General features: G+C 41.9%; 29 protein-coding genes. All 29 read left to right on the forward strand.

Going from position 1 to position 25,144, the window contains the following annotated elements; genetic code table 11:
* Positions 1 to 111 precede the first annotated feature (111 nt).
* The 29 genes from sucC to fliQ all read left to right on the forward strand — a co-directional run bounded on the left by sucC (position 112) and on the right by fliQ (position 25,141).
* Positions 112 to 1,272, forward strand: a complete 1,161-nt coding sequence (gene sucC / locus DER53_RS10065) for an ADP-forming succinate--CoA ligase subunit beta (protein ID WP_015863432.1) — start codon at positions 112 to 114, stop codon at positions 1,270 to 1,272.
* Between the two features lie 17 nt (positions 1,273 to 1,289).
* Complete coding sequence (gene sucD, locus DER53_RS10070) at positions 1,290 to 2,192, forward strand: succinate--CoA ligase subunit alpha (RefSeq protein ID WP_015863433.1); 903 nt, start codon at positions 1,290 to 1,292, stop codon at positions 2,190 to 2,192.
* A 130-nt stretch (positions 2,193 to 2,322) separates the two neighbouring features.
* Entirely contained in the window at positions 2,323 to 3,207 is an 885-nt protein-coding gene (gene dprA / locus DER53_RS10075) for a DNA-processing protein DprA (protein ID WP_062753410.1), read from the forward strand.
* A gap of 126 nt (positions 3,208 to 3,333) precedes the next feature.
* On the forward strand, positions 3,334 to 5,409 hold the full coding sequence (topA, locus tag DER53_RS10080) for a type I DNA topoisomerase (protein WP_015863435.1): 2,076 nt from the start codon (positions 3,334 to 3,336) through the stop codon (positions 5,407 to 5,409).
* Between the two features lie 18 nt (positions 5,410 to 5,427).
* Positions 5,428 to 6,750, forward strand: coding sequence for an FADH(2)-oxidizing methylenetetrahydrofolate--tRNA-(uracil(54)-C(5))-methyltransferase TrmFO (trmFO, locus tag DER53_RS10085; protein WP_062678230.1), 1,323 nt, complete (start codon positions 5,428 to 5,430; stop codon positions 6,748 to 6,750).
* A 39-nt stretch (positions 6,751 to 6,789) separates the two neighbouring features.
* A complete protein-coding gene (gene xerC / locus DER53_RS10090) occupies positions 6,790 to 7,692 on the forward strand; it encodes a tyrosine recombinase XerC (RefSeq protein WP_062753408.1) in 903 nt (300 codons plus the stop codon).
* 33 nt (positions 7,693 to 7,725) lie between these two features.
* Positions 7,726 to 8,268, forward strand: a complete 543-nt coding sequence (gene hslV / locus DER53_RS10095) for an ATP-dependent protease subunit HslV (RefSeq protein ID WP_015863438.1) — start codon at positions 7,726 to 7,728, stop codon at positions 8,266 to 8,268.
* Between the two features lie 19 nt (positions 8,269 to 8,287).
* A complete protein-coding gene (gene hslU / locus DER53_RS10100; RefSeq protein WP_062753406.1) occupies positions 8,288 to 9,685 on the forward strand; it encodes an ATP-dependent protease ATPase subunit HslU in 1,398 nt (465 codons plus the stop codon).
* Between the two features lie 26 nt (positions 9,686 to 9,711).
* Positions 9,712 to 10,491, forward strand: a complete 780-nt coding sequence (gene codY, locus DER53_RS10105; protein WP_062753404.1) for a GTP-sensing pleiotropic transcriptional regulator CodY — start codon at positions 9,712 to 9,714, stop codon at positions 10,489 to 10,491.
* Positions 10,492 to 10,744: 253 nt separating this feature from the next.
* On the forward strand, positions 10,745 to 11,137 hold the full coding sequence (gene flgB, locus DER53_RS10110; protein ID WP_015863441.1) for a flagellar basal body rod protein FlgB: 393 nt from the start codon (positions 10,745 to 10,747) through the stop codon (positions 11,135 to 11,137).
* 2 nt (positions 11,138 to 11,139) lie between these two features.
* Positions 11,140 to 11,592 (forward strand): flagellar basal body rod protein FlgC, encoded by a 453-nt coding sequence (flgC, locus tag DER53_RS10115; protein WP_062753402.1) that lies wholly within the window; start codon positions 11,140 to 11,142, stop codon positions 11,590 to 11,592.
* Between the two features lie 22 nt (positions 11,593 to 11,614).
* A complete protein-coding gene (gene fliE / locus DER53_RS10120; RefSeq protein ID WP_062753400.1) occupies positions 11,615 to 11,914 on the forward strand; it encodes a flagellar hook-basal body complex protein FliE in 300 nt (99 codons plus the stop codon).
* Between the two features lie 32 nt (positions 11,915 to 11,946).
* Positions 11,947 to 13,530: a flagellar basal-body MS-ring/collar protein FliF gene (gene fliF, locus DER53_RS10125; RefSeq protein WP_062753398.1), complete on the forward strand. Its 1,584-nt coding sequence runs from the start codon at positions 11,947 to 11,949 to the stop codon at positions 13,528 to 13,530.
* A 12-nt stretch (positions 13,531 to 13,542) separates the two neighbouring features.
* Positions 13,543 to 14,562, forward strand: coding sequence for a flagellar motor switch protein FliG (fliG, locus tag DER53_RS10130; protein WP_015863445.1), 1,020 nt, complete (start codon positions 13,543 to 13,545; stop codon positions 14,560 to 14,562).
* Positions 14,546 to 15,334, forward strand: a complete 789-nt coding sequence (gene fliH, locus DER53_RS10135; RefSeq protein ID WP_015863446.1) for a flagellar assembly protein FliH — start codon at positions 14,546 to 14,548, stop codon at positions 15,332 to 15,334. Before fliG ends, fliH begins: the two co-directional genes overlap by 17 nt.
* Positions 15,335 to 15,344: 10 nt before the next feature.
* The gene (gene fliI / locus DER53_RS10140; RefSeq protein WP_062753396.1) at positions 15,345 to 16,625 is read left to right on the forward strand and encodes a flagellar protein export ATPase FliI; all 1,281 of its coding nucleotides are present in this window, start codon (positions 15,345 to 15,347) and stop codon (positions 16,623 to 16,625) included.
* 5 nt (positions 16,626 to 16,630) lie between these two features.
* On the forward strand, positions 16,631 to 17,074 hold the full coding sequence (fliJ, locus tag DER53_RS10145; RefSeq protein ID WP_062753394.1) for a flagellar export protein FliJ: 444 nt from the start codon (positions 16,631 to 16,633) through the stop codon (positions 17,072 to 17,074).
* Positions 17,075 to 17,077: 3 nt separating this feature from the next.
* A complete protein-coding gene (locus DER53_RS10150) occupies positions 17,078 to 17,731 on the forward strand; it encodes a MotE family protein (RefSeq protein WP_015863449.1) in 654 nt (217 codons plus the stop codon).
* Positions 17,728 to 18,951: a flagellar hook-length control protein FliK gene (locus tag DER53_RS10155; RefSeq protein ID WP_062753392.1), complete on the forward strand. Its 1,224-nt coding sequence runs from the start codon at positions 17,728 to 17,730 to the stop codon at positions 18,949 to 18,951. Before DER53_RS10150 ends, DER53_RS10155 begins: the two co-directional genes overlap by 4 nt.
* Before the next feature lie 11 nt (positions 18,952 to 18,962).
* Complete coding sequence (flgD, locus tag DER53_RS10160; RefSeq protein WP_062753391.1) at positions 18,963 to 19,385, forward strand: flagellar hook assembly protein FlgD; 423 nt, start codon at positions 18,963 to 18,965, stop codon at positions 19,383 to 19,385.
* Positions 19,386 to 19,405: 20 nt separating this feature from the next.
* Positions 19,406 to 20,215, forward strand: a complete 810-nt coding sequence (gene flgG / locus DER53_RS10165; protein WP_062753389.1) for a flagellar basal body rod protein FlgG — start codon at positions 19,406 to 19,408, stop codon at positions 20,213 to 20,215.
* A gap of 45 nt (positions 20,216 to 20,260) precedes the next feature.
* Entirely contained in the window at positions 20,261 to 20,479 is a 219-nt protein-coding gene (locus DER53_RS10170; RefSeq protein WP_062753388.1) for a flagellar FlbD family protein, read from the forward strand.
* Positions 20,476 to 20,901 (forward strand): flagellar basal body-associated protein FliL, encoded by a 426-nt coding sequence (gene fliL / locus DER53_RS10175; protein WP_015863454.1) that lies wholly within the window; start codon positions 20,476 to 20,478, stop codon positions 20,899 to 20,901. The genes DER53_RS10170 and fliL overlap by 4 nt, the downstream gene beginning before the upstream one ends.
* A 30-nt stretch (positions 20,902 to 20,931) precedes the next feature.
* Positions 20,932 to 21,936, forward strand: coding sequence for a flagellar motor switch protein FliM (gene fliM, locus DER53_RS10180; protein WP_062753386.1), 1,005 nt, complete (start codon positions 20,932 to 20,934; stop codon positions 21,934 to 21,936).
* Positions 21,926 to 23,128, forward strand: a complete 1,203-nt coding sequence (gene fliY / locus DER53_RS10185; protein WP_062753384.1) for a flagellar motor switch phosphatase FliY — start codon at positions 21,926 to 21,928, stop codon at positions 23,126 to 23,128. Before fliM ends, fliY begins: the two co-directional genes overlap by 11 nt.
* Before the next feature lie 22 nt (positions 23,129 to 23,150).
* A complete protein-coding gene (locus tag DER53_RS10190; protein WP_062753382.1) occupies positions 23,151 to 23,510 on the forward strand; it encodes a response regulator in 360 nt (119 codons plus the stop codon).
* Between the two features lie 20 nt (positions 23,511 to 23,530).
* On the forward strand, positions 23,531 to 24,196 hold the full coding sequence (gene fliZ / locus DER53_RS10195) for a flagella biosynthesis regulatory protein FliZ (RefSeq protein ID WP_062753380.1): 666 nt from the start codon (positions 23,531 to 23,533) through the stop codon (positions 24,194 to 24,196).
* A complete protein-coding gene (gene fliP / locus DER53_RS10200) occupies positions 24,189 to 24,857 on the forward strand; it encodes a flagellar type III secretion system pore protein FliP (protein ID WP_015863458.1) in 669 nt (222 codons plus the stop codon). Before fliZ ends, fliP begins: the two co-directional genes overlap by 8 nt.
* Before the next feature lie 14 nt (positions 24,858 to 24,871).
* Positions 24,872 to 25,141, forward strand: a complete 270-nt coding sequence (fliQ, locus tag DER53_RS10205; RefSeq protein ID WP_062678217.1) for a flagellar biosynthesis protein FliQ — start codon at positions 24,872 to 24,874, stop codon at positions 25,139 to 25,141.
* Positions 25,142 to 25,144: the final 3 nt, after the last annotated feature.

Raw genomic sequence — 25,144 nt, forward strand, 5'->3', positions numbered from 1 at the left:
TTCCCTTTTGAAATTTTTTAATTTTGTGTCGAAAAGGTGGACAATATAGAAAGTATCATTATAAAATGAAAGCGCTAGAACTTTTTAGTTTTATACATAGGAGGTTGGCGCATGAATATCCATGAATATCAAGCAAAAGAAATCCTCAGAAATTATGGCGTTAGCGTACCAAACGGCCGCGTAGCGTTCACTGTTGAGGAAGCGGTAGAGGCGGCGAAAGAATTAGGAAGCCCTGTTTGCGTTGTAAAAGCGCAAATTCATGCCGGCGGGCGCGGAAAAGCCGGAGGGGTAAAAGTAGCAAAAAGTTTAGATGAAGTTCGTACATATGCGAGCGAACTGCTAGGAAAAGTGCTTGTTACTCATCAAACAGGTCCGGAAGGAAAAGAAGTAAAACGCTTACTTATTGAAGAAGGCTGCGACATTAAGAAAGAATATTACATTGGTCTCGTTGTGGATCGCGCAACTTCTCGCGTTGTGTTGATGGGTTCAGAAGAAGGCGGTACCGAAATCGAAGAAGTAGCAGCAAAAACACCAGAGAAAATTTTTAAAGAATATATCGACCCAGCGGTGGGATTACAAGCGTTTCAAGCACGTCGTTTAGCGTTTAACATCAACATTCCAAAAGAGCTTGTCAATCAGGCAGTCAAGTTTATGATGGGGCTTTATCAAGTGTTTGTTGACAAAGACTGCTCGATCGCGGAAATCAACCCGCTTGTTGTCACTGGCGACGGCAAAGTAATGGCGCTTGATGCGAAATTAAACTTTGACTCGAACGCTTTATATCGCCATAAAGACATTTTAGAATACCGCGATTTAGATGAGGAAGATCCGAAAGAAGTTGAAGCATCCAAATATGATTTAAACTATATCGCCCTTGACGGTAATATCGGCTGCATGGTCAACGGCGCCGGCCTTGCAATGGCAACGATGGATATCATCAAATATTACGGCGGCGAACCAGCAAACTTCTTGGATGTCGGCGGCGGCGCAACCGCGGAAAAAGTAACGGAAGCGTTTAAAATTATTCTTTCCGACCCGAACGTCAAAGGCATTTTCGTCAATATTTTCGGCGGCATCATGAAATGCGACGTGATCGCTAGCGGCATTGTCGAGGCGACAAAACAAGTCGGCCTTAATCTTCCGCTTGTTGTCCGTCTCGAAGGAACAAATGTCGAACTAGGGAAAAAGATTTTGCAAGAATCGGGTCTAAACATTACCGCTGCTGATTCGATGGCAGACGGCGCACAAAAAATCGTGGAGTTAGTACGTTAAGAAAGTGAGGGAGAAACGTGAGCATTTTTATTAATAAAGACACAAAAGTGATCGTACAAGGGATTACGGGTTCACAAGGATTATTCCATACAAAACAAATGCTCGAGTACGGAACAAAAATTGTAGGCGGTGTCACGCCAGGAAAAGGTGGTACAGAAGTCGAAGGAGTACCAGTGTTTGATACTGTTTCCGAAGCGGTAGAAAAAACAGGAGCAAACGCTTCTGTCATTTACGTTCCGCCAGCATTTGCCGCAGACGCGATTATGGAAGCGGTCGATGCAGAATTAGACCTTGTCGTTTGTATTACGGAAGGTATTCCTGTCCTTGATATGGTGAAAGTAAAACGCTACATGGAAGGCAAGAAAACTCGTCTCATCGGACCAAACTGCCCTGGCGTCATTACGCCGGAAGAATGTAAAATCGGCATTATGCCAGGCTACATTCATAAAAAAGGCCATGTCGGCATTGTTTCCCGCTCTGGTACTTTAACGTACGAAGCGGTTCATCAATTGACGCAAGCGGGCATCGGCCAATCGACAGCGGTCGGAATCGGCGGCGATCCGGTCAATGGCACAAACTTCATTGATGTATTAAAAGCGTTTAACGAAGATGAAGAAACGTATGCCGTTATTATGATTGGGGAAATCGGCGGCACCGCGGAAGAAGAAGCGGCAGAATGGGTAAAAGCGAACATGAAAAAACCGGTCGTCGGCTTTATCGGCGGCCAAACAGCGCCTCCAGGAAAACGGATGGGACATGCTGGCGCAATTATTTCCGGCGGTAAAGGAACGGCAGCAGAAAAAATTAAGAAAATGAACGAATGCGGCATTAAAGTGGCAGAAACACCTGCAGTAATTGGCGAAACATTAATTTCCGTTTTGAAGGAACAAGGCCTTTACGAAAAATGTAAAACTCATTAAAATACATCGTCCCGCATCGTTTTTCAGGCGGGACGATTTTTATTGGGTATTGGCGAATTCTATCATCGTTATGGCAGATTCATGATCGGAACCGTGCAAAAACAGACAAAGGGATAGAAAGGAAGATACGATGTATTCATCCGTTCGTGAGCGCCTTATTCATCTTCACCACTGCCGCGGGGCAGGCTGGAAAACGATCCATCGCTTATTGGAAATCGATCCGACCTTTTCCTCTGTATTTACCCTTCCATCTTCTGCATTGCGAACGCGTATTCCTTTATCCTCCCAACAATATACACAATTTTTCCAAGATTTACATTCCCCTCATATTGAAAGTATGATAAAAACATATAAGGACAAAAATATCCACGTCATCACAATTTTTGACTCAGACTATCCACCTTTGTTAAAACATATATACAAGCCCCCATGGGTGCTGTATGCAAAAGGGAATATTCGCCTTTTGTCGTCATTTAAAATGATTAGTATTGTTGGGACGAGACAGCCGACAAAAGAAGGGATACAATCGTTGCGGCAACTAGTTCCGCCGCTGGTGGCGAACGATTGGGTAATCGTAAGCGGTCTCGCGATAGGAATCGATACGTTAGCGCACGAAATGACAATTGAAAACGGTGGACATACAATCGCGATCATCGCAGGAGGATTTGAACATATATATCCAAGACAAAATAAAAGACTAGCAGACCAATTAATGGGCGGACACCTTATTTTATCGGAACATCCGCCGCATGTGCGGCCGCAAAAATGGCATTTTCCGCTGCGCAATCGGATTATCAGCGGAATATCGCTTGGAACGATCGTCGTACAAGCGAAAGAGAGAAGCGGCTCATTAATTACTGCTCTATTAGCGCTAGAGCAAGGAAGAGAGGTGTTTGCCGTTCCTGGTCCAATTTTTTTGGAACAATCAAAAGGGCCAAACATGTTAATACAGCAAGGAGCAAAATTAGTTCATTCGGCAACCGATATATTCGAGGAATTTTCCTACATTCGATAAAAGCAATGCAAGAATTTTTCAGATAAAAGCAATGCAAGAATTTTTCATATCTTGTTTGACAAATATCATAAGAATCATTAATAATAATGAAGATTTTAAATTTACCTCGTTAGGGGAGGAAGTTTGATGTCAGACTATCTTGTCATCGTGGAATCGCCAGCGAAAGCGAAGACGATCGAACGATATTTAGGAAAAAAATATAAAGTAAAAGCTTCGATGGGACATGTTCGCGATCTGCCAAAAAGCCAAATGGGCGTTGATATAAATAACGGCTATGAGCCAAAGTATATTACGATTCGCGGTAAAGGGCCAATCATTAAAGAATTAAAAACAGCAGCGAAAAAAGCAAAAAAAGTGTTTCTTGCCGCGGACCCGGACCGCGAAGGGGAAGCGATTGCTTGGCATTTAGCCAATATGCTCGACCTTGATATTCATTCCGACTGCCGCGTTGTATTTAACGAGATTACGAAGGATGCGGTTAAAGAGTCATTTCAACATCCACGTCCGATCAATATGAATCTTGTTGACGCGCAGCAAGCGCGCCGAGTGTTGGACCGGCTGGTTGGATACAACATTAGCCCGCTTCTTTGGAAAAAGGTGAAGAAAGGATTGAGCGCGGGGCGTGTTCAATCTGTAGCGCTGCGTTTGATCATCGACCGCGAAAAAGAAATTAAACAATTTCAGCCGGAAGAGTATTGGACGATTCAAGCCGAATTTGTAAAAGGAAATGAAACGTTTACTGCTTCTTTTTACGGAGTGGATGGGCAAAAGCTTGAATTAAAAAAGGAAGCAGACGTTGCCGCGATTTTACAACGCATAAACGGCAACCACTTTACGGTGACATCGGTGGCAAAAAAGGAGCGGAAACGAAATCCAGTGCCGCCGTTTACGACGTCTTCCTTGCAGCAAGAAGCAGCGCGCAAGCTTAATTTTCGAACGAAGAAAACGATGATGATCGCCCAGCAGCTATATGAAGGAATTGATCTTGGCAGTGAAGGAACGGTCGGCTTAATTACCTATATGCGTACAGACTCGACAAGAGTATCAGAAAGCGCACGGCAAGAGGCACTATCTTATATAGAAGCGACGTTTGGAAAAGAATTTGTCGCACAAGAAAAGCGAAAAGAAAAGAAAAATGCCAATGCGCAAGATGCGCATGAAGCGATTCGTCCGACATCTGCATTTCGCGAGCCGGAAAAGGTAAAGCCATATTTAACCCGCGATCAATTTCGGTTGTATAAGTTAATTTGGGAACGTTTTATCGCAAGCCAAATGGCAGCCGCACTGTTAGATACGATGAGCATTGAACTTGAAAATGAAGGGGTGATCTTTCGGGCAAGCGGCTCGAAAGTAAAATTTCCTGGTTTTATGAAAGTATATGTAGAGGGAACGGATGACCAAACGGATGAACAAGATCGCCTTCTTCCGGATTTGCAGGAAGGGGAAACTGTTTTCAGCAAAGATATTGAACCAAAGCAGCATTTTACTCAGCCGCCTCCTCGCTATACGGAAGCGCGGCTTGTGAAAACGCTAGAAGAGCTTGGCATCGGCCGGCCGTCTACGTACGCGCCGACGCTTGATACGATTCAAAAACGAAACTATGTCGTGCTAGAAAATAAACGTTTTGTTCCAACAGAACTTGGAGAAATCGTGTTAGAACTAATGTTAGAGTTTTTCCCAGAAATCATTGACGTGGAGTTTACAGCGAAAATGGAGAAAAATTTGGATGAAATCGAGGAAGGAAAAGTAGAATGGGTGAAAGTGGTCGACGAATTTTACCAGGAATTTGAAAAGCGGCTGCAAACCGCGGAAAAGGAAATGAAAGAAGTCGAGATTAAAGACGAGCCGGCGGGAGTCGACTGCGAAGTATGCGGAAGCCCAATGGTATATAAAATGGGGCGATTCGGCAAATTTGTCGCCTGCTCCAATTTCCCGGAATGCCGCAATACAAAGCCGATCGTTAAGGAAATCGGGGTAAAATGTCCGAAATGCCGCGAAGGAAATATTGTGGAGCGCAGCAGTAAGAAAAAGCGGATTTTTTATGGCTGCGACCGTTTTCCACAATGCGATTTCGTCTCGTGGGATAAACCGCTTGCCCGCCCTTGCCCGAAATGCGGCGGCTTGCTAGTGGAAAAGAAACTGAAAAAAGGCGTGCAAGTGCAATGTACGGCATGTGATTACGAAGAAGCACCACAATCTTGACAAATAAAGGAGGAATATATGGTGAACGAACGAACGGTAAATGTCATTGGCGCAGGTTTGGCAGGCAGTGAGGCGGCATGGCAGCTTGCCAACCGCGGCATCCATGTCCGCCTTTACGAAATGAGACCGGTGAAGCAAACGCCTGCTCACCATACAGATAAATTTGCGGAACTTGTTTGCAGCAACTCGTTGCGTGCTAATTCATTAACAAATGCAGTCGGCGTATTAAAAGAAGAAATGCGCCGCTTGAATTCTGTCATTATGAAGGCAGCAGATGAATGCTCTGTTCCGGCGGGAAGTGCGCTTGCTGTAGACCGGCATGAGTTTGCCGCGCGTGTAACCAATCTTGTCCAAGGGCATCCGAATGTGACCGTTATTCGTGAAGAAGTGACAGAAATTCCGTCTGGCCCAACGATTATCGCAACAGGGCCATTAACGTCTAAAGCATTATCCGAGCGGCTAAAAGAGCTAACGGGAGAAGAATATTTATATTTTTACGATGCCGCTGCTCCAATCATCGAAAAAGAAAGCATTAATATGGATAAAGTATATGTCAAATCACGTTATGATAAAGGCGAAGCTGCGTATATCAACTGCCCGATGACAGAAGAAGAATTCGACCGCTTTTACGAAGCGCTCATTTCCGCAGAAACGGTTCCATTAAAAGAGTTTGAAAAAGAAATTTATTTTGAAGGCTGCATGCCGATTGAAGTAATGGCGCGGCGAGGGAAAAAGACGCTTCTATTTGGGCCGATGAAACCGGTTGGTTTGGAAGACCCGCGTACCGGAAAGCGTCCATACGCGGTTGTTCAGCTTCGGCAAGATGATGCGGCAGGTACGCTTTACAATATTGTCGGATTCCAGACACATTTGAAATGGGGCCCGCAAAAAGAAGTAATTCGCCTTATTCCGGGGCTAGAAAATGCAGAAATTGTCCGCTATGGCGTGATGCATCGCAATACGTTTATCAACTCGCCAAAATTATTGCGGCCAACGTATCAATATAAAGAGCGTGACGATTTATTTTTTGCTGGACAAATGACCGGTGTCGAAGGGTATGTGGAATCAGCAGCATCGGGGCTTGTCGCAGGAATTAACGCAGCGCGGCTTGTATTAGGGCAAGAACTTGTTGTTTTTCCGCGTGAAACAGCAATTGGCAGCATGGCGCATTACATTACGTCGACGAATCCAAATCATTTTCAGCCGATGAATGCTAATTTCGGTTTGTTTGCACCTCTAGAAGAAAAAATCAAAGATAAACAGCGCCGCAATGAACGATACGCGCAACGGGCATTGGATACAATTCAGAATTTTATTAAAAAAGATTGCAAGGGCTATTAATATATGTTAATATTTAGTAGCCTTTGTGAGGTGTGAAAAATGGAAAATTCGAAAATTGCGTTAAAATTGTTCATAGAATATTTACAAATCGAGAAAAATTATTCACAATATACTATTGTGTGTTACCAACGAGATGTAGAGCAGTTTTTCGAGTTTATGAATGAACAAGGGATTCATCATCTGCATGAAGTAACGTATAATGATGTTCGTCTCTATTTGACGAAGCTGTATGAACAAAAACAGTCAAGCCGTTCCATTTCACGGAAAATTTCTAGTTTGCGAAGCTTCTATAAGTTTTTGCTGCGGGAAAAAAAGGTAAAAGAAAATCCGTTTGCGCTCGCTGCACTTCCGAAAAAAGAACAAAAAATTCCTAATTTTTTATATGAGCAGGAATTAGAAAGACTTTTTTATGTCAATGATGTTAATACAGCGATCGGCCAACGCAATCAAGCGATTCTTGAGCTTCTCTACGCGACGGGCGTCCGTGTTAGTGAATGTTGTCACATTCAACTTTCTGATATCGATTTTTCTGTTTCCACCATTTTGATTCATGGGAAAGGGAATAAACAGCGCTATGTCCCGTTTGGCCGTTTTGCCAAAGAAGCATTGGAGCGTTACATTCATCATGGACGGCGTGAGCTTTTGCAAAAAGCAAAAAGCGCTCATGCTTATTTGTTTGTCAACGCCCGCGGCAATCCGTTAACACCTCGGGGAGTGCGTTATATTTTGGATGAAATAGTAAAAAAAGCGGCGCTTACTCAAAATATTAGCCCACACGTGCTGAGACATACGTTTGCGACTCATTTATTAAATGAAGGGGCCGATATGCGTACAGTTCAAGAATTGCTTGGGCATGCGCATCTTTCATCAACACAAGTGTATACCCATGTAACGAAAGACCGGCTGCGCCATATTTATTTACATACGCATCCGCGAGCATAACTCTGCCGCGAGCAAAAAGGAGGATGGATAGCGATGGAACAGTTCCACGCGACGACGATTTTTGCGATTCATCATAATGGAAAGGCTGCGATGGCAGGAGACGGTCAAGTAACGTTTGGCAATGCAGTGGTGATGAAACATACAGCGAAAAAAGTACGGAGATTATTTCAAGGAAAAGTGTTAGCAGGATTTGCCGGATCGGTCGCAGATGCGTTTACATTATTTGAGATGTTCGAAGGAAAGCTAGAAGAATTTAATGGGAACTTGCCGCGCGCCGCTGTGGAATTAGCAAAAGAATGGCGCAGCGATAAAGTATTGCGGCGCTTAGAGGCAATGCTAATCGTGATGGATGAACGCCATTTGCTTCTCGTATCAGGAACTGGTGAAGTCATTGAACCGGATGACGGAATATTAGCGATCGGTTCTGGCGGAAATTACGCGCTAGCGGCAGGACGTGCATTAAAACAATACGCAGGAGATCAGCTATCGGCCAAAGAGATTGCCAAAGCGGCGCTAGAAATAGCCGCAAATATTTGTGTGTATACGAATGACCATATTATTGTGGAAGAACTATAAAAAGAGAGGAGGGACAGCGGTGTCAGAAGCATTAACGCCTCGGCAAATTGTCGAAAAGCTTGATCAATTTATCGTTGGGCAAAAGGAAGCGAAGAAAGCAGTTGCGATTGCGCTAAGAAATCGTTATCGCCGCAGTTTGCTTGATGAAAAATTACGGGATGAAGTTGTCCCGAAAAATATTTTAATGATCGGTCCGACAGGGGTCGGAAAAACGGAAATTGCCAGACGGTTGGCGAAGTTGGTTGGCGCTCCGTTTGTCAAAGTGGAGGCAACAAAGTTTACGGAAGTTGGATATGTCGGCCGCGATGTCGAATCGATGGTGCGCGATCTTGTGGAAACGTCCGTTCGATTAGTAAAAGAACGGAAAATGAACGAAGTGAAAGATCGCGCTGAACAGCAAGCGAATAAACGGCTTGTTGAGTTATTAGTGCCGGGAAAGCAAAAACAAACGATGAAAAACCCTCTTGAACTATTATTCGGTGGAGCGCAAACATCGCAGCAAGATACAAATCAAACGTATGAAGACGATCACATCGAACAAAAACGGAGACAAGTCGCTTGGCAGCTGGCGAACGGTCAGCTGGAAGATGAAATGGTGACAATCGAAGTAGAAGAACAACAGCCGATGTTTTTTGACTTTTTGCAAGGGGCCGGCATTGAGCAAATGGGAATGAATATGCAAGACGCGCTAAGCAGCCTCATTCCGAAGCGCCGCAAAAAACGCAAATTAAAAGTAAGAGAAGCGCGTAAAGTGCTTACGAATGAGGAAGCACAGAAGTTAATCGACATGGATGAAGTAACACAGGAAGCAATACGTCTTGCCGAACAGTCTGGCATCATTTTTATCGATGAAATCGATAAAATTGCGCGCAGCGGGCAAGCCGCTTCTTCAGCGGATGTATCGAGAGAAGGAGTGCAACGCGACATTTTGCCAATTGTTGAAGGCTCCACCGTTATGACGAAATACGGACCTGTTAAGACAGATCATATATTGTTTATCGCTGCCGGAGCATTTCATATGGCAAAACCGTCCGACTTAATCCCAGAGTTGCAAGGCCGGTTTCCGATTCGTGTCGAGCTAACGAAACTTTCAGTTGACGATTTCGTAAAAATATTAGTAGAGCCTGATAATGCTCTTATTAAACAATATAAGGCGCTTCTTGCGACGGAAGGTATAAATCTTGAATTTTCTGACGATGCTATTCGTAAGATCGCCGAAGTCGCCTTTGAAGTGAATCAGACAACCGATAATATCGGAGCAAGACGCCTTCATACGATCATGGAAAAGCTGCTTGAAGATTTATTGTTTGAAGCTCCGGATATTACGCTAGATAAAGTAGTCATTACACCTCAGTATGTCGAACAAAAACTAGGCAACATTGTCAAAAACAAAGATTTGAGTGAATTCATTTTGTAACATTAAATGAGGAGGAGAATGAAAAGATGAATTTATTACAAAAAACAAGAAAGATTAACGCAATGCTGCAAAAAGCAGCGGGAAAACCGGTAAACTTTAAAGAAATGGCAGAAACGCTTTGCGAGGTAATTGAAGCAAACGTATTCGTTGTGAGCCGTCGCGGTAAATTGCTCGGCTTTGCGATTAAGCAATCGATTGAAAATGAGAGAATGAAAAAAATGTTAGAAGAACGTCAATTTCCAGAAGAGTATACGAAAAATCTGTTTAACATTACAGAAACGTCTCCTAACATTGATATTAATAGCGAATATACCGCGTTTCCAGTGGAAAATCGCGATTTATTTAAAACAGGTTTGACGACAATTGTGCCGATCAATGGTGGCGGCGAGCGGCTCGGAACACTTATTTTATCGCGATTGGATCGTGAATTTCACGATGATGATCTCATTCTAGCAGAGTATGGCGCAACGGTTGTCGGCATGGAAATTTTGCGTGAGAAAGCGGAGGAAATTGAAGAAGAAGCACGCAGCAAAGCGGTCGTACAAATGGCAATCAGCTCGCTTTCTTATAGCGAACTAGAAGCGATCGAACATATTTTTGAAGAGCTAGACGGTACAGAAGGGTTGCTTGTCGCAAGTAAAATTGCTGACCGTGTCGGCATTACTCGTTCTGTTATCGTAAATGCTCTTCGTAAACTAGAAAGCGCCGGTGTGATTGAATCACGATCCCTCGGTATGAAAGGAACATATATTAAAGTGTTAAATGATAAGTTTTTAACAGAACTAGAAAAATTAAAATCCAGTTAATAAAATAAGAAAACTGGCCTAAAAGCAGACTTGCTTTTAGGCCGGTTTTTTATATGTCAAAACATTTGTTTGGCCAGCGATTTTAGTACATTTACAATAATATAAAAACGACAGACATAGACAAATTTCGTCTTTTTTTCTATTTAGGATGAAAAAAATAGTACAATCTTCCGGCTATACAATATTTTTTCATTCTCGTAAAATGAATATTAGCATATATTGTCGAAAAAATAGGATAAAAGAGGGGATACCTTTGTCACTGTTTTCGCGTACGTTTATGATGCTAGAGCAAGGGCTGGATTATGCGTCATTAAGGGAAAAAGTGATTGCAAACAATATCGCCAATGTAGACACGCCCAATTATAAGGCAAAAGAAGTGCGGTTTCGGGCAGAACTAGACCGAGCGCTTCAACCGCTAGAAGCAAAGCGAACAAATCCGAAACATCTTCCGTTTACCCGTCCAATGACAAACAAATTTCTCGTGACGTCAAGGACCAATGTAGTATACAATCATAATGGAAATAATGTCGATATTGATCAAGAAATGTCATATTTGGCAGAAAATCAAATTTATTACAACGCTTTAGTCGAGCAATTGAACGGAAAGTTCACAACGTTAAAAACGGTCATTAAGGGAGGAAAATAATTATGTCTATTTTTCAAAGTTTAGATATAACAGCGTCTGCGCTTACGGCGCAGCGGTTACGCATGGATGTAATTTCCTCCAATATGGCTAATGTCGACACGACTCACGCTCGATTGGTTAATGGACAATGGGAACCGTATCGACGCAAATTCGTTGTGATGGAACCGCGTCAAGAAGGATTTTCTACATATTTGCAAGCTGCGATGAATAGCCGCTCATCTGTTGGTAACGGAGTGAAAGTAACAAAAATTATGGAGGATCAAACTCCTTTTAAACTCGTTTACGATCCTTCTCATCCTGACGCAGACCCTAACGGATATGTTCGCCTTCCTAACGTCGATCCGTTAAAAGAAATGGTCGATTTAATGAGTGCAACACGGTCATATGAAGCAAATGTAACGGTTTTTAATGCGACGAAAGGAATGTTAATGAAAGCATTAGAAATCGGAAAGTAAAAAAATAAAGGGGATATAGATGATGATACAAGGAATTCATCGCTCTTTGTTTTCAGAGGCGACAAACGTTGCTTCAAAAGCGACAAAACCAGCTGATGCGCAAAAGGCGTTTTCCACTTTTTTGAAAGATGCGCTGAATAAAGTGAATGACGAGCAATTGCAAGCTTCCCAATTAACAGAGAAGCTTGTAAAAGGGGAAAACGTTGATTTACACAAGGTGATGATCGCTTCGCAAAAAGCGAGCATTTCCTTACAACTTACATTAGAAGTGCGCAACAAAGTGATTGAGGCATATCAAGAAATGATGAGAATGCAAATATAGCATATGGATTGTGAAATAATCGGGGGAATAGTATGAGCAACAAATTAAAAGAATGGCTAAGCCGATTCACCTTATTTTGGAAAGAGAGAACAAAAAAACAAAAATGGATCGCCATTGCCAGCCTCGTTCTTTTCTTGCTTATAACCGGCGTAGCTATATATTTTGCGACAAGAACAGAGTTTGCGCCGTTATATAGCAACTTAACGCCACAGGAAGCGGGGCAAATTAAAGCAACGCTCGACCAGCGGGGAGTCAAATCGGAAGTAGCGGATAACGGCACCACGATTAAAGTGCCAAAAGAGTTAGTAAACTCGTTAAAAGTTGATTTAGCGGCAGAAGGAATTCCAAACAGCGGCACCATTGATTATTCTTATTTTGGAAAAAATGCAAGCTTCGGAATGACGGATAACGAGTTTAATGTTGTCAAACTCGAAGCAATGCAAAATGAGCTGGCAAATTTAATTAAAAGCATCGATGGTGTAGAAGACGCAAAAGTAATGATTAATCTTCCACAGCCGAGCGTGTTTGCTTCCGATGACCAAGGCGAGGCATCGGCTTCGATCGTGTTAAAAACAAAACCGGGATATCAATTTAGCGATCAGCAAATTAGGGCGTTGTACCATCTTGTTTCTAAAAGTGTTCCTAACCTTCCTACAGATAATATCGTCATTATGAATCAGTTTTTTGAGTATTTTGATTTGAAAAATAACGAAAATTTTTCGACAGGCACAACGTTTGCCACACAGCAAGAAATTAAAAAACAAATTGAACGAGATATTCAACGGCAAGTACAGCAAATGTTAGGAACAATGATGGGGCAGGATAAAGTCGTTGTATCCGTAACGGCTGATGTGGACTTTACGCAGGAAAACCGGGAAGAAAACCTTGTTGCTCCGGTTGATGAAAAAAATAACGAAGGCATTGCCGTCAGCGTGCAACGTATTAAAGAGACATACTCTGGGAAAGGCGCGCAGCCGGGCGGCGTGGCCGGTACGGGAGAAAACGAAGTGCCAAGCTATCAGGCTGGAGCAAGCGAGACAAATGGAGATTATGAGCGAACCGAGGAAACGATTAATAACGAAGTGAATAAGATCAAAAAACATATCGTCGAAAGTCCATATAAAATTCGTGATTTAGGCATTCAAGTAATGGTTGAGCCGCCAAATCCGAAAAATCCAAACTCTTTGCCACAGCAAACGATCGACGATATTCAAAAAATATTAGGAACGATTGTCAGAACATCGATTAATAAGCAAGATGGCCAAACATTAACCGATCAGGATATTCAAAATCGCATCGTTGTTTCTGTTCAGAAATTTAACGGAAAACCAACATTTACGGAACCAAAACAGACGATTCCAATGTGGGTATACATCGTCGGTGGAATTGGCCTTGTTCTTCTTATTGCATTGCTCATTTTATTGTGGCGCAGACGTAAAGAGGAAGAAGAGGAAGAAGAGGAAGATATTCTGGAGCCTATGGTTCAAGAAATTCCAGATATCCATGAAGAGAACGAAACGGAATCGACGATGCGCCGTAAGCAACTAGAAAAATTAGCGAAAGAAAAGCCAGACGAATTTGCAAAGCTGTTGCGAACATGGCTATCGGAAGAGTAGGAGGAACGGAAAATGGCAAAGCGCGACAAAAAAGGAGGGTTAACAGGGAGACAAAAAGCAGCGATCCTTCTCATTTCCCTTGGTCCAGATGTGTCCGCCTCCGTTTATAAACATTTGTCAGAAGAAGAAATTGAAAAACTAACGTTAGAAATTTCGAATATGCGGCAAGTGACAGCAGACGCAAAGGAAGAAGTGCTGGAAGAATTTCATCAAATTGCACTGGCACAAGATTATATTGCACAAGGCGGGATCGCTTATGCAAAAGAAGTGCTGGAAAAGGCGCTCGGTCCAGAAAAAGCGATGAATATTATTAATCGGTTAACGTCCGCCTTGATGGTGCGGCCGTTTGATTTCGCCCGTAAAGCGGATCCAACGCAACTATTAAATTTTATTCAAAACGAACATCCACAAACGATTGCCCTTATTCTTTCTTATCTTGAACCGGCGCAAGCAGGACAAATTTTATCGGCACTGCCGCAAGAAATGCAGGCGGATATTGCGCGACGCATCGCGTTAATGGATAGCACATCTCCTGACATTATTAATGAAGTGGAGCAAATTTTAGAACGAAAACTATCGACAACGGTTGTGCAAGATTATACACAAGCCGGCGGCATCGAAGCGGTAGTGGAAGTGCTAAATCAGGTGGACCGCAGCACAGAACGGACGATTCTCGATGCCCTTGAAATTCAAGATCCTGAACTTGCCGAAGAAATTAAGAAACGAATGTTTGTCTTTGAAGATATCGTCACTCTTGATAATCGCGCAATCCAGCGCGTGATTCGTGAAGTGGATAACAATGATTTAATGCTAGCGCTCAAAGTGGCAAGCGATGAAGTAAAAGAGATTGTGTTTCGCAACATGTCCACGCGCATGGCAGAGACATTTAAGGAAGAAATGGAATTTATGGGTCCTGTCCGTTTACGTGATGTTGAAGAAGCGCAGTCACGGATTGTCGCAGTGATTCGCCGCCTGGAAGAAGCAGGGGAAATTGTGATTGCACGCGGTGGGGGAGATGATATTATTGTCTAACGTCATTAAAGCTCCTTTTACAAAAACAAATCGTACTGCTAAAAAAACGATTGAAATTAAACGACTTTTTCTCGAACAGCAAAATATAACAGAAAAACAGCAAGAAAATCACGAAATGATGATGGAACATGCCAAGTATGAGGCAGAACAAATCAGACGGGAAGCAGAACAATATTATGAATCTATTCGGCAGCAATTGTTGAAAGAACAAGAAGCCTGGCATATAGAAAAGGAGCAGCTTATCCAATTAGCGCGTGAAGAAGGATATCAAGACGGATTTCATCAAGGAAAAGAAGAAGCGCTGCATCGTTATCGCGAGCTGATTGAACAGGCGCGGCAAATTACAGAAAAAGCAAATGTTCAATTTTATGAACAAATCAATGCATCCGCAGAAACGATCCTCCGCATTGGAATGAAAGTAGCAGAGCGTATTATCGGTGAAAAATTAGCGGAAAATCACGACTATTTTTTATCACTAGTAAAGCGGGCGATTAAAGAAGTTCGGGAACAAACGGAAGTAACGATTTACGTCCATCCGCTTTCTTATGAAACGGTCGTGCAACAAAAAGAAGAATTAAAAGCGTTATTTCACCATGAAGCGGATGTGTTCATTCATCCAGATTTGCAGCTTGCGGAATATAGCTGCATCATTGAAACCCCGTTCGGACGCATCGATGCAAGCGTTGATACACAGCTTGAGCAAATAAAAGAGAAGCTGTTCGAACGAATGAAGGAGGGGGTATCCACTGAATTGGCAAGCTCTGCTCGATGAAATCGACGAGATGGACACTTATAAACGGTTTGGCAAAGTTTCACGGGTCATTGGCTTAATGATTGAAGCGAAAGGACCGGAAAGCTCAGTCGGCGACATTTGCTATATTCACACTAGAAGCGGCAGGCAAAAACAATTGATTGCGGCAGAAGTAGTTGGATTTAAAGAGCAACATGTATTGTTAATGCCGTTTTCGACTGTTCAGCATATTTCACCAGGATGTATTGTTGAAGCAACTGGAAAACCGTTGCAAATTCACGTTGGCTCGCCATTAATCGGGCAAGTGCTTGACCCTCTCGGCTATCCACTAGATGGCAGCCCATTGCCGAAGGGATTGCATCCTATTTCGATTGAGCGCAATCCGCCCAATCCGCTTGCAAGACCGCCGATCAACGAACCGATCGAAGTTGGGGTTCGGATCATTGACAGCTTGTTAACGGTTGGCAAAGGGCAGCGCGTCGGAATTTTTGCCGGTTCGGGAGTTGGAAAAAGCACGTTAATGGGGATGATTGCCCGTCACACGAATGCGGATATAAATGTTATCGCATTAATTGGTGAGCGCGGACGTGAAGTCCGTGAATTTATTGAACGGGACCTCGGTCCGGAAGGTTTGGCCCGTTCTATCGTTGTCGTTGCCACTTCTGATCAGCCTGCGCTCATGCGTGTAAAAGGAGCGTATACCGCCACGGCGATTGCGGAATATTTCCGCGACCAAGGGATGGATGTGATGTTTATGATGGACTCTGTCACACGCGTTGCCATGGCGCAGCGAGAAATTGGACTAGCCATCGGCGAGCCGCCGACAACAAAAGGGTATACTCCGTCCGTGTTTGCTATCTTACCAAAATTATTAGAGCGTACAGGGACGAGCGCTTACGGCACTATTACCGCATTTTATACCGTACTTGTTGACGGAGATGACATGAACGAGCCGATTGCTGATACGGTACGCGGCATTTTGGATGGGCATTTCATCCTTGAACGAAGCTTAGCCAATAGGGGACAGTATCCAGCCATTAACGTATTGAAAAGCGTTAGCCGCGTAATGAATCATATTATTACACCAGAACATCGGCAAGCGGCAGATAAACTGCGCCAGCTTCTATCCACTTATATTAATTCGGAAGACTTAATCAATATAGGGGCGTACAAACGAGGATCGTCAAACGAAATTGATGAAGCGATTCGTTATTATCCAAAAATCATTTCCTTTTGCAAACAAGATATTCATGAAAAAATAACAAAAGACAAAAGCATTGAAATGCTAATTGACCTAATCCATGCAGGGTGAAAAAAATGGGATACGCATTTAAGCTGCAAAAAGTTTTAACAATGAAAGAAAATGAGAAACATCAAGCAGCAGGAGAATACAATGAAGCCGTACGGCGCTTTGAGGAAGTGGCGGAAAAATTATACCACTTTCTTAAGCAAAAAGAACAATATGAAGAAATCCATAAACAAAAACTTCAATCAGGATTGTCCATTCAAGAAATTCGCCACTTCCAGCAGTTTATTTCCAATCTTGAACGAACGATCCACCATTATCAGCTTCTAGTGATGCAAGCAAGAGAACAAATGCACCGGAAGCAAATGAAATTAACAGAGCTTAATATAGAAGTAAAAAAATATGAAAAAATGAAAGAAAAATATATACAAGCTGCTTTCGATGCGGAAAGAACCGCAGAAAATAAATGGATGGATGAAATTTCGATTCAACGTTTTGTACATCGGGGAGATTAGAAGATGGCACAAAATCAAGAAATGGAGAGAGAAGAAAAAGAAAGCAAACTCCAATGGTTTTTATTTATCATTGTCATTCCATCGTTGTTTGCGGCGGCATTAGCTCTTGTCATTATGACCATTGCGGGAGTTAACGTTCTTGATACGGTAAAAACATTCAGCAAAAATATTCCGATTATCTCGCAATTGGTAGATGTGCACAAAATACAAAGGAAGTTAGAAACAACGATTGAAAAGCAAAACGAAGTGATCGAGCAACAAAAGAAACAAATTAACGAGCTAGAAAATGAATTATCGGCAAAACAACAAGAAGTGGACAGGCTGAAAAAAGAGAAGGAACATTTAGAAGAACAATTATCATTGATGGAAGCAAACAAAGAGGAACTACCTGAAGACAAAACCGCAACGATGAACACAACGAACAACACAACGATGGAAGACATTGCGAGCATGTATGAAACGATGTCAGAGAAAAACGCTGCAATGATTTTAACAAAAATGCCGGAAAGCGATGTACTGACGATCTTATCCTCACTAGACAGTGATAAAGCGGCGGCCATTTTAGAGAAAATGCCGCCAGATGATGCGGCAAAATATACGTCGATGCTGGCAAAACGCGCTGAAGAAAATCCACCCGTTGAGGAGGCGGCAAGGTGAAAATTGGAACTAGCTATCAACAGTTCGGTCAACCAATAGTAGGACCACCAAAAAAATCAACTCTTAAGCTAGCAGGGGAAAAAGAGGAATGCAGTCCGTTTCAGCAGCTGCTGGCGATGATCGAAACGGATGCAAAAAATGAAGAAGGAAACGTTCTTGTTTCTAATGAGCGTTTTTCCACGCCATCGAAAGAACAGGAAGACGTAACCGGCGAATTTAGGATAGAAGAATCGTTTTCTTTTCTTCTTTTCCTGTTGAACAACATGATAGATACCAATCAAACTAATTTTCATTCTATTTTTCCCAACCGTTCAATCGAACAGTTAAATAATGTAGTAGATAAAGAAGCGATCATACAGTTAATCCAGCAAATAAGCAATGTTGCGGATAAAGATATGTCAGTAGAACAAATAAGCAATGTTATAAATGACGAAGCAGCGTCCCGTTTGTATTCCTTTTTTGATAACGATATACAGCCTTTGCAGCAAAACAGCATCATGAAAGAAAATGAAGAACAGATCGATATACAAGCGTTTTTGCGGGAAATGCTGACAAGATTGGATAAGCAAGAAGAGAAAAGTAAAAAAACAGAAAGATCGATGTTGCAAAATCGGTTTTCACTTTCATCTGCTTTCAGTAAAATCTTTGATTCCTCATTAGGGGACAAAGCGGCTGCTGAAAATGTAGAGAGACAGAAAGAATCCCTTATACAACCGTTTAATAGGTTGTTGCCAAATGGAAATATCATGATGTCGAAAGAGAACGTACCGATTATTGCCGTTGATCAAACGTTGTCAGAACAAAAGGCAAATGAGGCATTTCTTCAACAATTTACAAATATTATCCAATCAGGCCGATTTACTCGTTTCAAAAACGGAAATGCGCAATTTGTCATTCGCCTTTATCCTGAACATTTAGGAACATTGACCATAAAGATTGTACGGGAACATGGGACATTAACAGCAAAGCTAATCGCGTCGACGGATTCGGCGAAAGAACTTTTAGATGCAAATTTATCGCAACTTCAGCAAGTTTTGTCGACGGAAAATATAACGGTGGAAAAATGGAACGTATTGACGCAAGATCGCCATGCGCCTGCATTTTACCAAGAAGAACGCGGGCATGAACAAAAAGAACGGCAGCAGCGAAAAGAAGAGAAAGCGAAAAAGCAGCCTCCTTTCCATACGTTGATGTCAGAAATGATCGATAGGAAAGTATAGGAGGGAAAAGCGTGACAAATGGAATTGATTCAAGTTTGCTGTTAGACAACTATAAGCCGCCCGAGCGGAAAACGGGAAATCAAATATTAGGAAAAGATGATTTTTTAAAAATTTTGCTTGTTCAATTGCAAAACCAAGATCCGTTAAATCCAATGGAGGATAAAGAGTTTATTGCGCAAATGGCGAGCTTTTCTTCTTTAGAACAAATGATCAATATTTCAAGCATGCTCGAACAATTTATAAAAACACAACATGATCATGCCCTGCTTCGTTACAGCGAATGGATTGGCAAAAACGTTTATTGGCAAGAGGATGAAAACACAAAAAGCGGGATCGTTCAATCGGTGTCACAAAAAGATCAGCAAATTTTTCTAGAACTTGATAATGGCACAACGATCAAAGCGAGTCTTGTGGTGAAAGTGGAATCTAAATAAAGAAAGGGAGAGGAAACACAATGCTTCGTTCTATGTATTCGGGAATTGGCGCAATGAGAAATTTCCAAACAAAGCTGGATGTCATTGGGAATAACATCGCCAACGTCAATACATATGGATTTAAAAAAGGAAGAACGATTTTTAAAGATTTAGTAAGCCAGCAAATTGCAGGGGCAAGCGGTCCGACAGCAAACCGCGGCGGCGTAAACCCAAAACAAGTTGGTCTAGGATCCCAACTGGCAGCGATTGATACCGTCCATACGCAAGGAAGCTTGCAAACGACAGGACGTCCGTTAGACTTAGCGATTTCTGGAGATGGGTTTTTCGTCTTGGGAGATGCAAATGGAAGTAATCTAGTATACACAAGAACAGGAAATTTTTACTTAGATTCCGGAGATGATGTTTACAGATATATCGTCAGCGCTGACGGACGCTATTTACTCAACACAAGTGGTGAGCGTATCGGAATTCCTAAAACTGCACAAAGCATTAGTATCGGTGCAGATGGAACTGTAAGCTACGTAAATGCAAGTGGGCAATTACAGACCGCTGGCACCATCCAATTAGCGAAATTTCCTAATAATGACGGATTAGAAAAGGCAGGAGACAATCTTTTCAGACAAACAGCTAACTCTGGTACAGCAACTACAGGCGCTCCTGGTGCTAATGGAACTGGCACTATTGTCGCTGGTACGCTGGAAATGTCCAACGTCGATCTTGCGGAAGAGTTTACGGAAATGATTGTCGCGCAGCGCGGCTTCCAAGCGAATACGCGCATTATTACAACATCGGATGAAATTTTGCAAGAGCTTGTCAACTTGAAGAAATAGTAAAGGGGGGAGGGTACTAGCTGCCGTCTAGTACCCTGTACATACATGATTACATTAACACGGCTAAATGGAAAAAAGTTTGTGTTAAATGCGATTTATATTGAACAAGTGGAAGCATTTCCCGATACAACGATTACGTTAACAAACGGAAAAAAGTTTGTCGTACGTGAATCCGTACAAGAGGTTATTCGATTGGCGAACGATTTTTATCGACAAGTTGCAGTGGTGCGCTTACCGGAAGGTTTAGGAGGATCGGAAACGTGAAAAGTAATGTAATAAAAACGATGGTAATTATACTTGTTATTATTGCTCTCATTGGCACCGTAGCTTTAATTGCTGTGATGAAACTAACCGAAGAAAAAGATCACAGCGCGCCAAGTGCCGATGAAATCGTGGCGTGCTCGATCGATATCCCAGAAATAACAACAAATTTAGCAGATGGACGTTATGTGAAAGTTTCCTTTAAAATTCAAGCAAACAGTGAAGAAGGAAAAGAAGAAGCGGCAAAACGCGATTTTCAAATTAAAAATATTATTATCGAAGAGCTTTCTGAAATGAAAGCGGAAAATTTTAAAGGAAAAAAAGGCATGACTGATTTAGAAGAACGTTTAAAACAACAAATTAACCAAATTATGCAAGAAGGAACAGTGGAGCAAGTATATATTACCTCCTTTATCCTCCAATAGCTTGTACTTAAAAAGGGGGAAAACGAGCACATGACGACCGGTGAAGTATTATCACAAAGCGAAATAGACGCGCTGTTAGCGGCGCTGTCCGCGGGAGAAATGAGCGCGGAAGAATTAAAAAAAGAAGAAGAGGGAAAGCGCGTTAAAGTATATGATTTTAAGCGGGCGCTTCGTTTTTCGAAAGATCAAATTCGCAGTCTAACGCGCATTCATGAAAATTTTGCAAGATTATTAACTACCTTTTTCTCGGCGCAATTGCGTACATATGTGCAAATATCGGTGGCATCTGCCGACCAAATTCCGTATGAAGAGTTTATTCGTTCCATTCCGAAAATGACGATTTTAAACATCTTTGAAGTACCACCGCTCAATGGCCATATATTAATAGAAGTGAATCCAAATATCGCCTATGCGATGCTTGATCGTGTAATGGGCGGAAGAGGAACAAGTATGAATAAAGTAGATAATTTAACAGAAATTGAAACAAAAATTATGTCCAATTTATTTGATAAAGCTTTTTCCAATTTGCGTGATGCATGGGAATCGGTGGCAGAGATTGATCCTATTTTCACCGATTTTGAAGTAAATCCACAGTTTTTGCAAATGATATCACCGAATGACACGGTTGTCGTTATTTCGTTAAACACACAAATTGGCGAGGCGAGCGGAATGATTAATATTTGTATACCGCATGTTGTGCTAGAGCCGATTATTCCTAAGCTTTCCGTCCATTATTGGATGCAAACGCAGAAAAAAGAAAGTTTACCGGAAGAAACAAAAGCGATCGATAGGCGAATTCGCTTTGCAAAACTTCCTATTATTGCTGAGCTTGGAAGTGCAACGATTACCATTCAAGAATTTTTACAGCTGGAAGTCGGTGATGTTATTGAGCTCGATCAGTCCATTCATCAACCGCTTCTTATTAAAGTAGGGGATATTCCAAAATTTATTGGCCAGCCCGGAAAGCGAAATAAAAAGTTGGCGATACAAATTTTAGATACGTTTAAGGGGGAAGAAAATTACAATGATGAATGATGATATGTTATCCCAAGATGAAATTGATGCGCTGCTGCGCGGACCAGGCGAAAGTGATAAAATTCCGCAGCTAGATGATGTATTGTCGCCACTTGAGCAAGATGCGCTAGGGGAAATTGGCAATATTTCGTTTGGAAGCTCGGCAACAGCGCTTTCGATATTGTTAAATCAAAAAGTGGAAATTACGACCCCAAGCGTTTCGGTCATTGAACGAAAAAATGTAGCTGACGAGTTTCCATTACCGTATGTAGCGATTCAAGTAAATTATACAGATGGACTTTTAGGAACGAATCTGCTTGTTATTAAACAAGAAGATGCAGCTATCATTGCGGATTTAATGCTAGGTGGAGATGGAAAAAGTGCGGCTGATTTATTAGGAGAGATTCAATTAAGCGCTGTGCAAGAAGCAATGAACCAAATGATGGGATCGGCAGCGACATCGATGTCCACTATTTTCGGAAAACGTGTAGATATTTCTCCCCCAACCGTTCACTTGCTAGATGTCAAAGAAGGGGAAGGAATTGAATATTTGCCGGATGAAGACGTATTTATTAAAGTTTCTTTTCGATTGAAAATTGGCAATTTAATTGATTCAAATATTATGCAATTATTGCCAGTTGATTTTGCGAAAGGACTTGTGCAACAGCTCCTTCATTCAACTAGTGAAACAGACTCTTCTAGCGGTGTGAAAGAAGCAGGGAAAGAAACCGTTATGCAAGAAGCGGCGCTTTCTAAGCAATCAGTAACGGCTGAAACAATTGATACATCGCCGTCTTACGAACTTCCTAAAACGGAAAATTATGTTACACATGAAACAGCTCCTTCTCATCGCGATACAAATCATTTTGGGACGTATGCTAGAGCGGGAGAACGACAAATTCAATCGGTTGATTTTGCTGAATTTGAACCATCCCCGCCAGCGGATGCAGAAGTGAAAAATTTATCGCTTCTTCTTGATGTTCCGCTTCAAGTAACCGTCGAACTTGGTCGTACGAAACGTTCTGTTCAGGAAATTTTAAGTTTGTCATCAGGCTCTATTATCGAATTGGATAAATTAGCGGGAGAGCCTGTTGATATATTGGTGAACAATAAGTTAATTGCTAAAGGAGAAGTAGTTGTGATTGATGAAAATTTCGGTGTACGCGTCACCGATATTATCAGTCAAAGTGATCGCCTAAAAAGACTAAAATAATCATTTAGGAGGTTGATAGACAATGGCAAGAATATTGGTTGTTGATGATGCAGCGTTTATGAGAATGATGATTAAAGATATTTTAACAAAAAACGGACACGAAGTAGTGGCAGAAGCAGCCGATGGCTTGCAAGCGATTGAAAAATATAAGGAAACCCGTCCAGATATCGTAACGATGGACATTACCATGCCGGAGATGGATGGTATTACTGCATTAAAAGAAATTAAGAAAATTGACAGCAATGCAAAAGTCATTATGTGTTCAGCGATGGGGCGGCAAGCAATGGTGATTGATGCTATTCAAGCGGGAGCAAAGGATTTCGTTGTAAAACCATTCCAAGCTGACCGTGTCATTGAGGCGATTAATAAAACGCTTGGATAAATATAAGAGGTGGAACAAGTTTGTTTCGGTTACGAATCATTCCATTATTTTTATGTATCGTCATCACGATTGCTGCGCAAACAGGCTTTCCTGTTTTTGCGGAGCAATCGCCAACGGTGAATGAATGTTTGCAGCATCCTGACTTGTGCGAACAACAAACGGATTCGCATAAAAAAGTTACATCAACTCAAAAAGAGCAAGGTTCGCCTTTATCCGTTTGGGATGTCATTAAACTTATTGGGGCAACAGTGTTTGTACTTTTATTAATTTATGGATTGCTAAAATTTCTCCATCATCGCGGCCAGTTGTTTACTGGAAAAAAAGGAGTTATTGAGCATCTTGGTGGGACAAGCGTTGGAACAAATCGTTCGGTCCAATTAATAAAAGTAGGAAATCGCATTCTTGTGATTGGAGTTGGCGAATCGATTCAACTATTGCGAGAAATCGATGATGAAAAAGAGATAGAAGAAATTTTGGCGCTGCATCATGAACGATTGCAGCAAATGTTAGAACCAAGCAAATGGGGTGCTCGTCTGCACGATTACTTAACAGAGAAACGAAAACAGACAAGTGATCGTCATGATTCGTTCCGCGATATGTTTTTAAAAGAAATGCAGGAGCTGTCAGTCAAGCGGAAAGAATTATTGAAGCAGGTCAAACGGAAAGGAACGACATCCGATGAATGAATTTGTGCAAATGTTTAACCAAGTCGCTCCTGAAAATGTCTCTATGTCTGTAAAACTATTATTATTATTAACTGTATTGTCCATCGCTCCTGGCATTTTAATTATGATGACATGCTTTACACGCATCGTTATCGTTTTATCGTTCGTTCGCACATCGCTTGGAACGCAGCAAATGCCGCCAAACCAAGTGCTGGTCGGTTTAGCGCTATTTTTAACGTTTTTCATTATGGCCCCGACTTTTAAAGAGATAAACGACCAAGCGTTGCAACCATTGTTTTCAGAAAAAATTAGTTTAGAGCAAGCGTATGAACGTGCTTCTGTACCGATAAAAGAGTTTATGAGCAAACATACACGGCAAAAAGATTTGGCTTTATTTTTGTCCTATAGCGGTGCAGAAAAACCGAAATCCGTACAAGATATCCCGCTTACGACGCTTGTTCCGGCATTTGCGATCAGCGAAATAAAAACGGCGTTTCAAATGGGATTTATGATTTTTATTCCGTTTCTTGTCATCGATATGATCGTTGCAAGTGTCTTGATGTCGATGGGAATGATGATGCTGCCGCCTGTGATGATTTCGTTGCCGTTTAAAATTTTATTGTTTGTCCTTGTTGATGGATGGTATTTAGTCGTGAAATCTTTGTTAGAAAGCTTTCAGTAAAGTAGGTGGCAAAAATGAGTGCCGATTTTGTCATTCATATGGCGGAGCGGGGAGTGTATATGATTTTAATCGTGTGCGGTCCGCTTCTCTTATTGGCTCTTGCCGTTGGACTGATTGTCAGCATTTTTCAAGCAACGACGCAAATTCAAGAGCAGACGCTTGCATTTGTGCCCAAAATTGTTGCGGTATTAATCGGACTTATTTTTTTCGGGCCTTGGATGTTATCGAGAATGGTGTCCTATGCATATGAGATTTTTAATAACTTAACAAAATTTATAGGCTGATGA

The sequence above is a fragment of the Parageobacillus toebii NBRC 107807 genome, assembly GCF_003688615.2.
GTDB classification, from domain to species: domain Bacteria; phylum Bacillota; class Bacilli; order Bacillales; family Anoxybacillaceae; genus Parageobacillus_B; species Parageobacillus_B toebii.

What these genes read in the sequence shown, in the direction of transcription:
- sucC (WP_015863432.1), top strand. Translation starts at nt 112, where the DNA reads ATGAATATCCATGAATATCAAGCAAAAGAAATCCTCAGAAATTATGGC.
- dprA (WP_062753410.1), top strand. Translation starts at nt 2,323, where the DNA reads ATGTATTCATCCGTTCGTGAGCGCCTTATTCATCTTCACCACTGCCGC.
- topA (WP_015863435.1), top strand. Translation starts at nt 3,334, where the DNA reads ATGTCAGACTATCTTGTCATCGTGGAATCGCCAGCGAAAGCGAAGACG.
- trmFO (WP_062678230.1), top strand. Translation starts at nt 5,428, where the DNA reads ATGGTGAACGAACGAACGGTAAATGTCATTGGCGCAGGTTTGGCAGGC.
- xerC (WP_062753408.1), top strand. Translation starts at nt 6,790, where the DNA reads ATGGAAAATTCGAAAATTGCGTTAAAATTGTTCATAGAATATTTACAA.
- hslV (WP_015863438.1), top strand. Translation starts at nt 7,726, where the DNA reads ATGGAACAGTTCCACGCGACGACGATTTTTGCGATTCATCATAATGGA.
- codY (WP_062753404.1), top strand. Translation starts at nt 9,712, where the DNA reads ATGAATTTATTACAAAAAACAAGAAAGATTAACGCAATGCTGCAAAAA.
- flgC (WP_062753402.1), top strand. Translation starts at nt 11,140, where the DNA reads ATGTCTATTTTTCAAAGTTTAGATATAACAGCGTCTGCGCTTACGGCG.
- fliE (WP_062753400.1), top strand. Translation starts at nt 11,615, where the DNA reads ATGATACAAGGAATTCATCGCTCTTTGTTTTCAGAGGCGACAAACGTT.
- fliF (WP_062753398.1), top strand. Translation starts at nt 11,947, where the DNA reads ATGAGCAACAAATTAAAAGAATGGCTAAGCCGATTCACCTTATTTTGG.
- fliG (WP_015863445.1), top strand. Translation starts at nt 13,543, where the DNA reads ATGGCAAAGCGCGACAAAAAAGGAGGGTTAACAGGGAGACAAAAAGCA.
- fliH (WP_015863446.1), top strand. Translation starts at nt 14,546, where the DNA reads ATGATATTATTGTCTAACGTCATTAAAGCTCCTTTTACAAAAACAAAT.
- fliI (WP_062753396.1), top strand. Translation starts at nt 15,345, where the DNA reads ATGGACACTTATAAACGGTTTGGCAAAGTTTCACGGGTCATTGGCTTA.
- fliJ (WP_062753394.1), top strand. Translation starts at nt 16,631, where the DNA reads ATGGGATACGCATTTAAGCTGCAAAAAGTTTTAACAATGAAAGAAAAT.
- DER53_RS10150 (WP_015863449.1), top strand. Translation starts at nt 17,078, where the DNA reads ATGGCACAAAATCAAGAAATGGAGAGAGAAGAAAAAGAAAGCAAACTC.
- flgG (WP_062753389.1), top strand. Translation starts at nt 19,406, where the DNA reads ATGCTTCGTTCTATGTATTCGGGAATTGGCGCAATGAGAAATTTCCAA.
- DER53_RS10170 (WP_062753388.1), top strand. Translation starts at nt 20,261, where the DNA reads ATGATTACATTAACACGGCTAAATGGAAAAAAGTTTGTGTTAAATGCG.
- fliM (WP_062753386.1), top strand. Translation starts at nt 20,932, where the DNA reads ATGACGACCGGTGAAGTATTATCACAAAGCGAAATAGACGCGCTGTTA.
- fliY (WP_062753384.1), top strand. Translation starts at nt 21,926, where the DNA reads ATGATGAATGATGATATGTTATCCCAAGATGAAATTGATGCGCTGCTG.
- DER53_RS10190 (WP_062753382.1), top strand. Translation starts at nt 23,151, where the DNA reads ATGGCAAGAATATTGGTTGTTGATGATGCAGCGTTTATGAGAATGATG.
- fliP (WP_015863458.1), top strand. Translation starts at nt 24,189, where the DNA reads ATGAATGAATTTGTGCAAATGTTTAACCAAGTCGCTCCTGAAAATGTC.
- fliQ (WP_062678217.1), top strand. Translation starts at nt 24,872, where the DNA reads ATGAGTGCCGATTTTGTCATTCATATGGCGGAGCGGGGAGTGTATATG.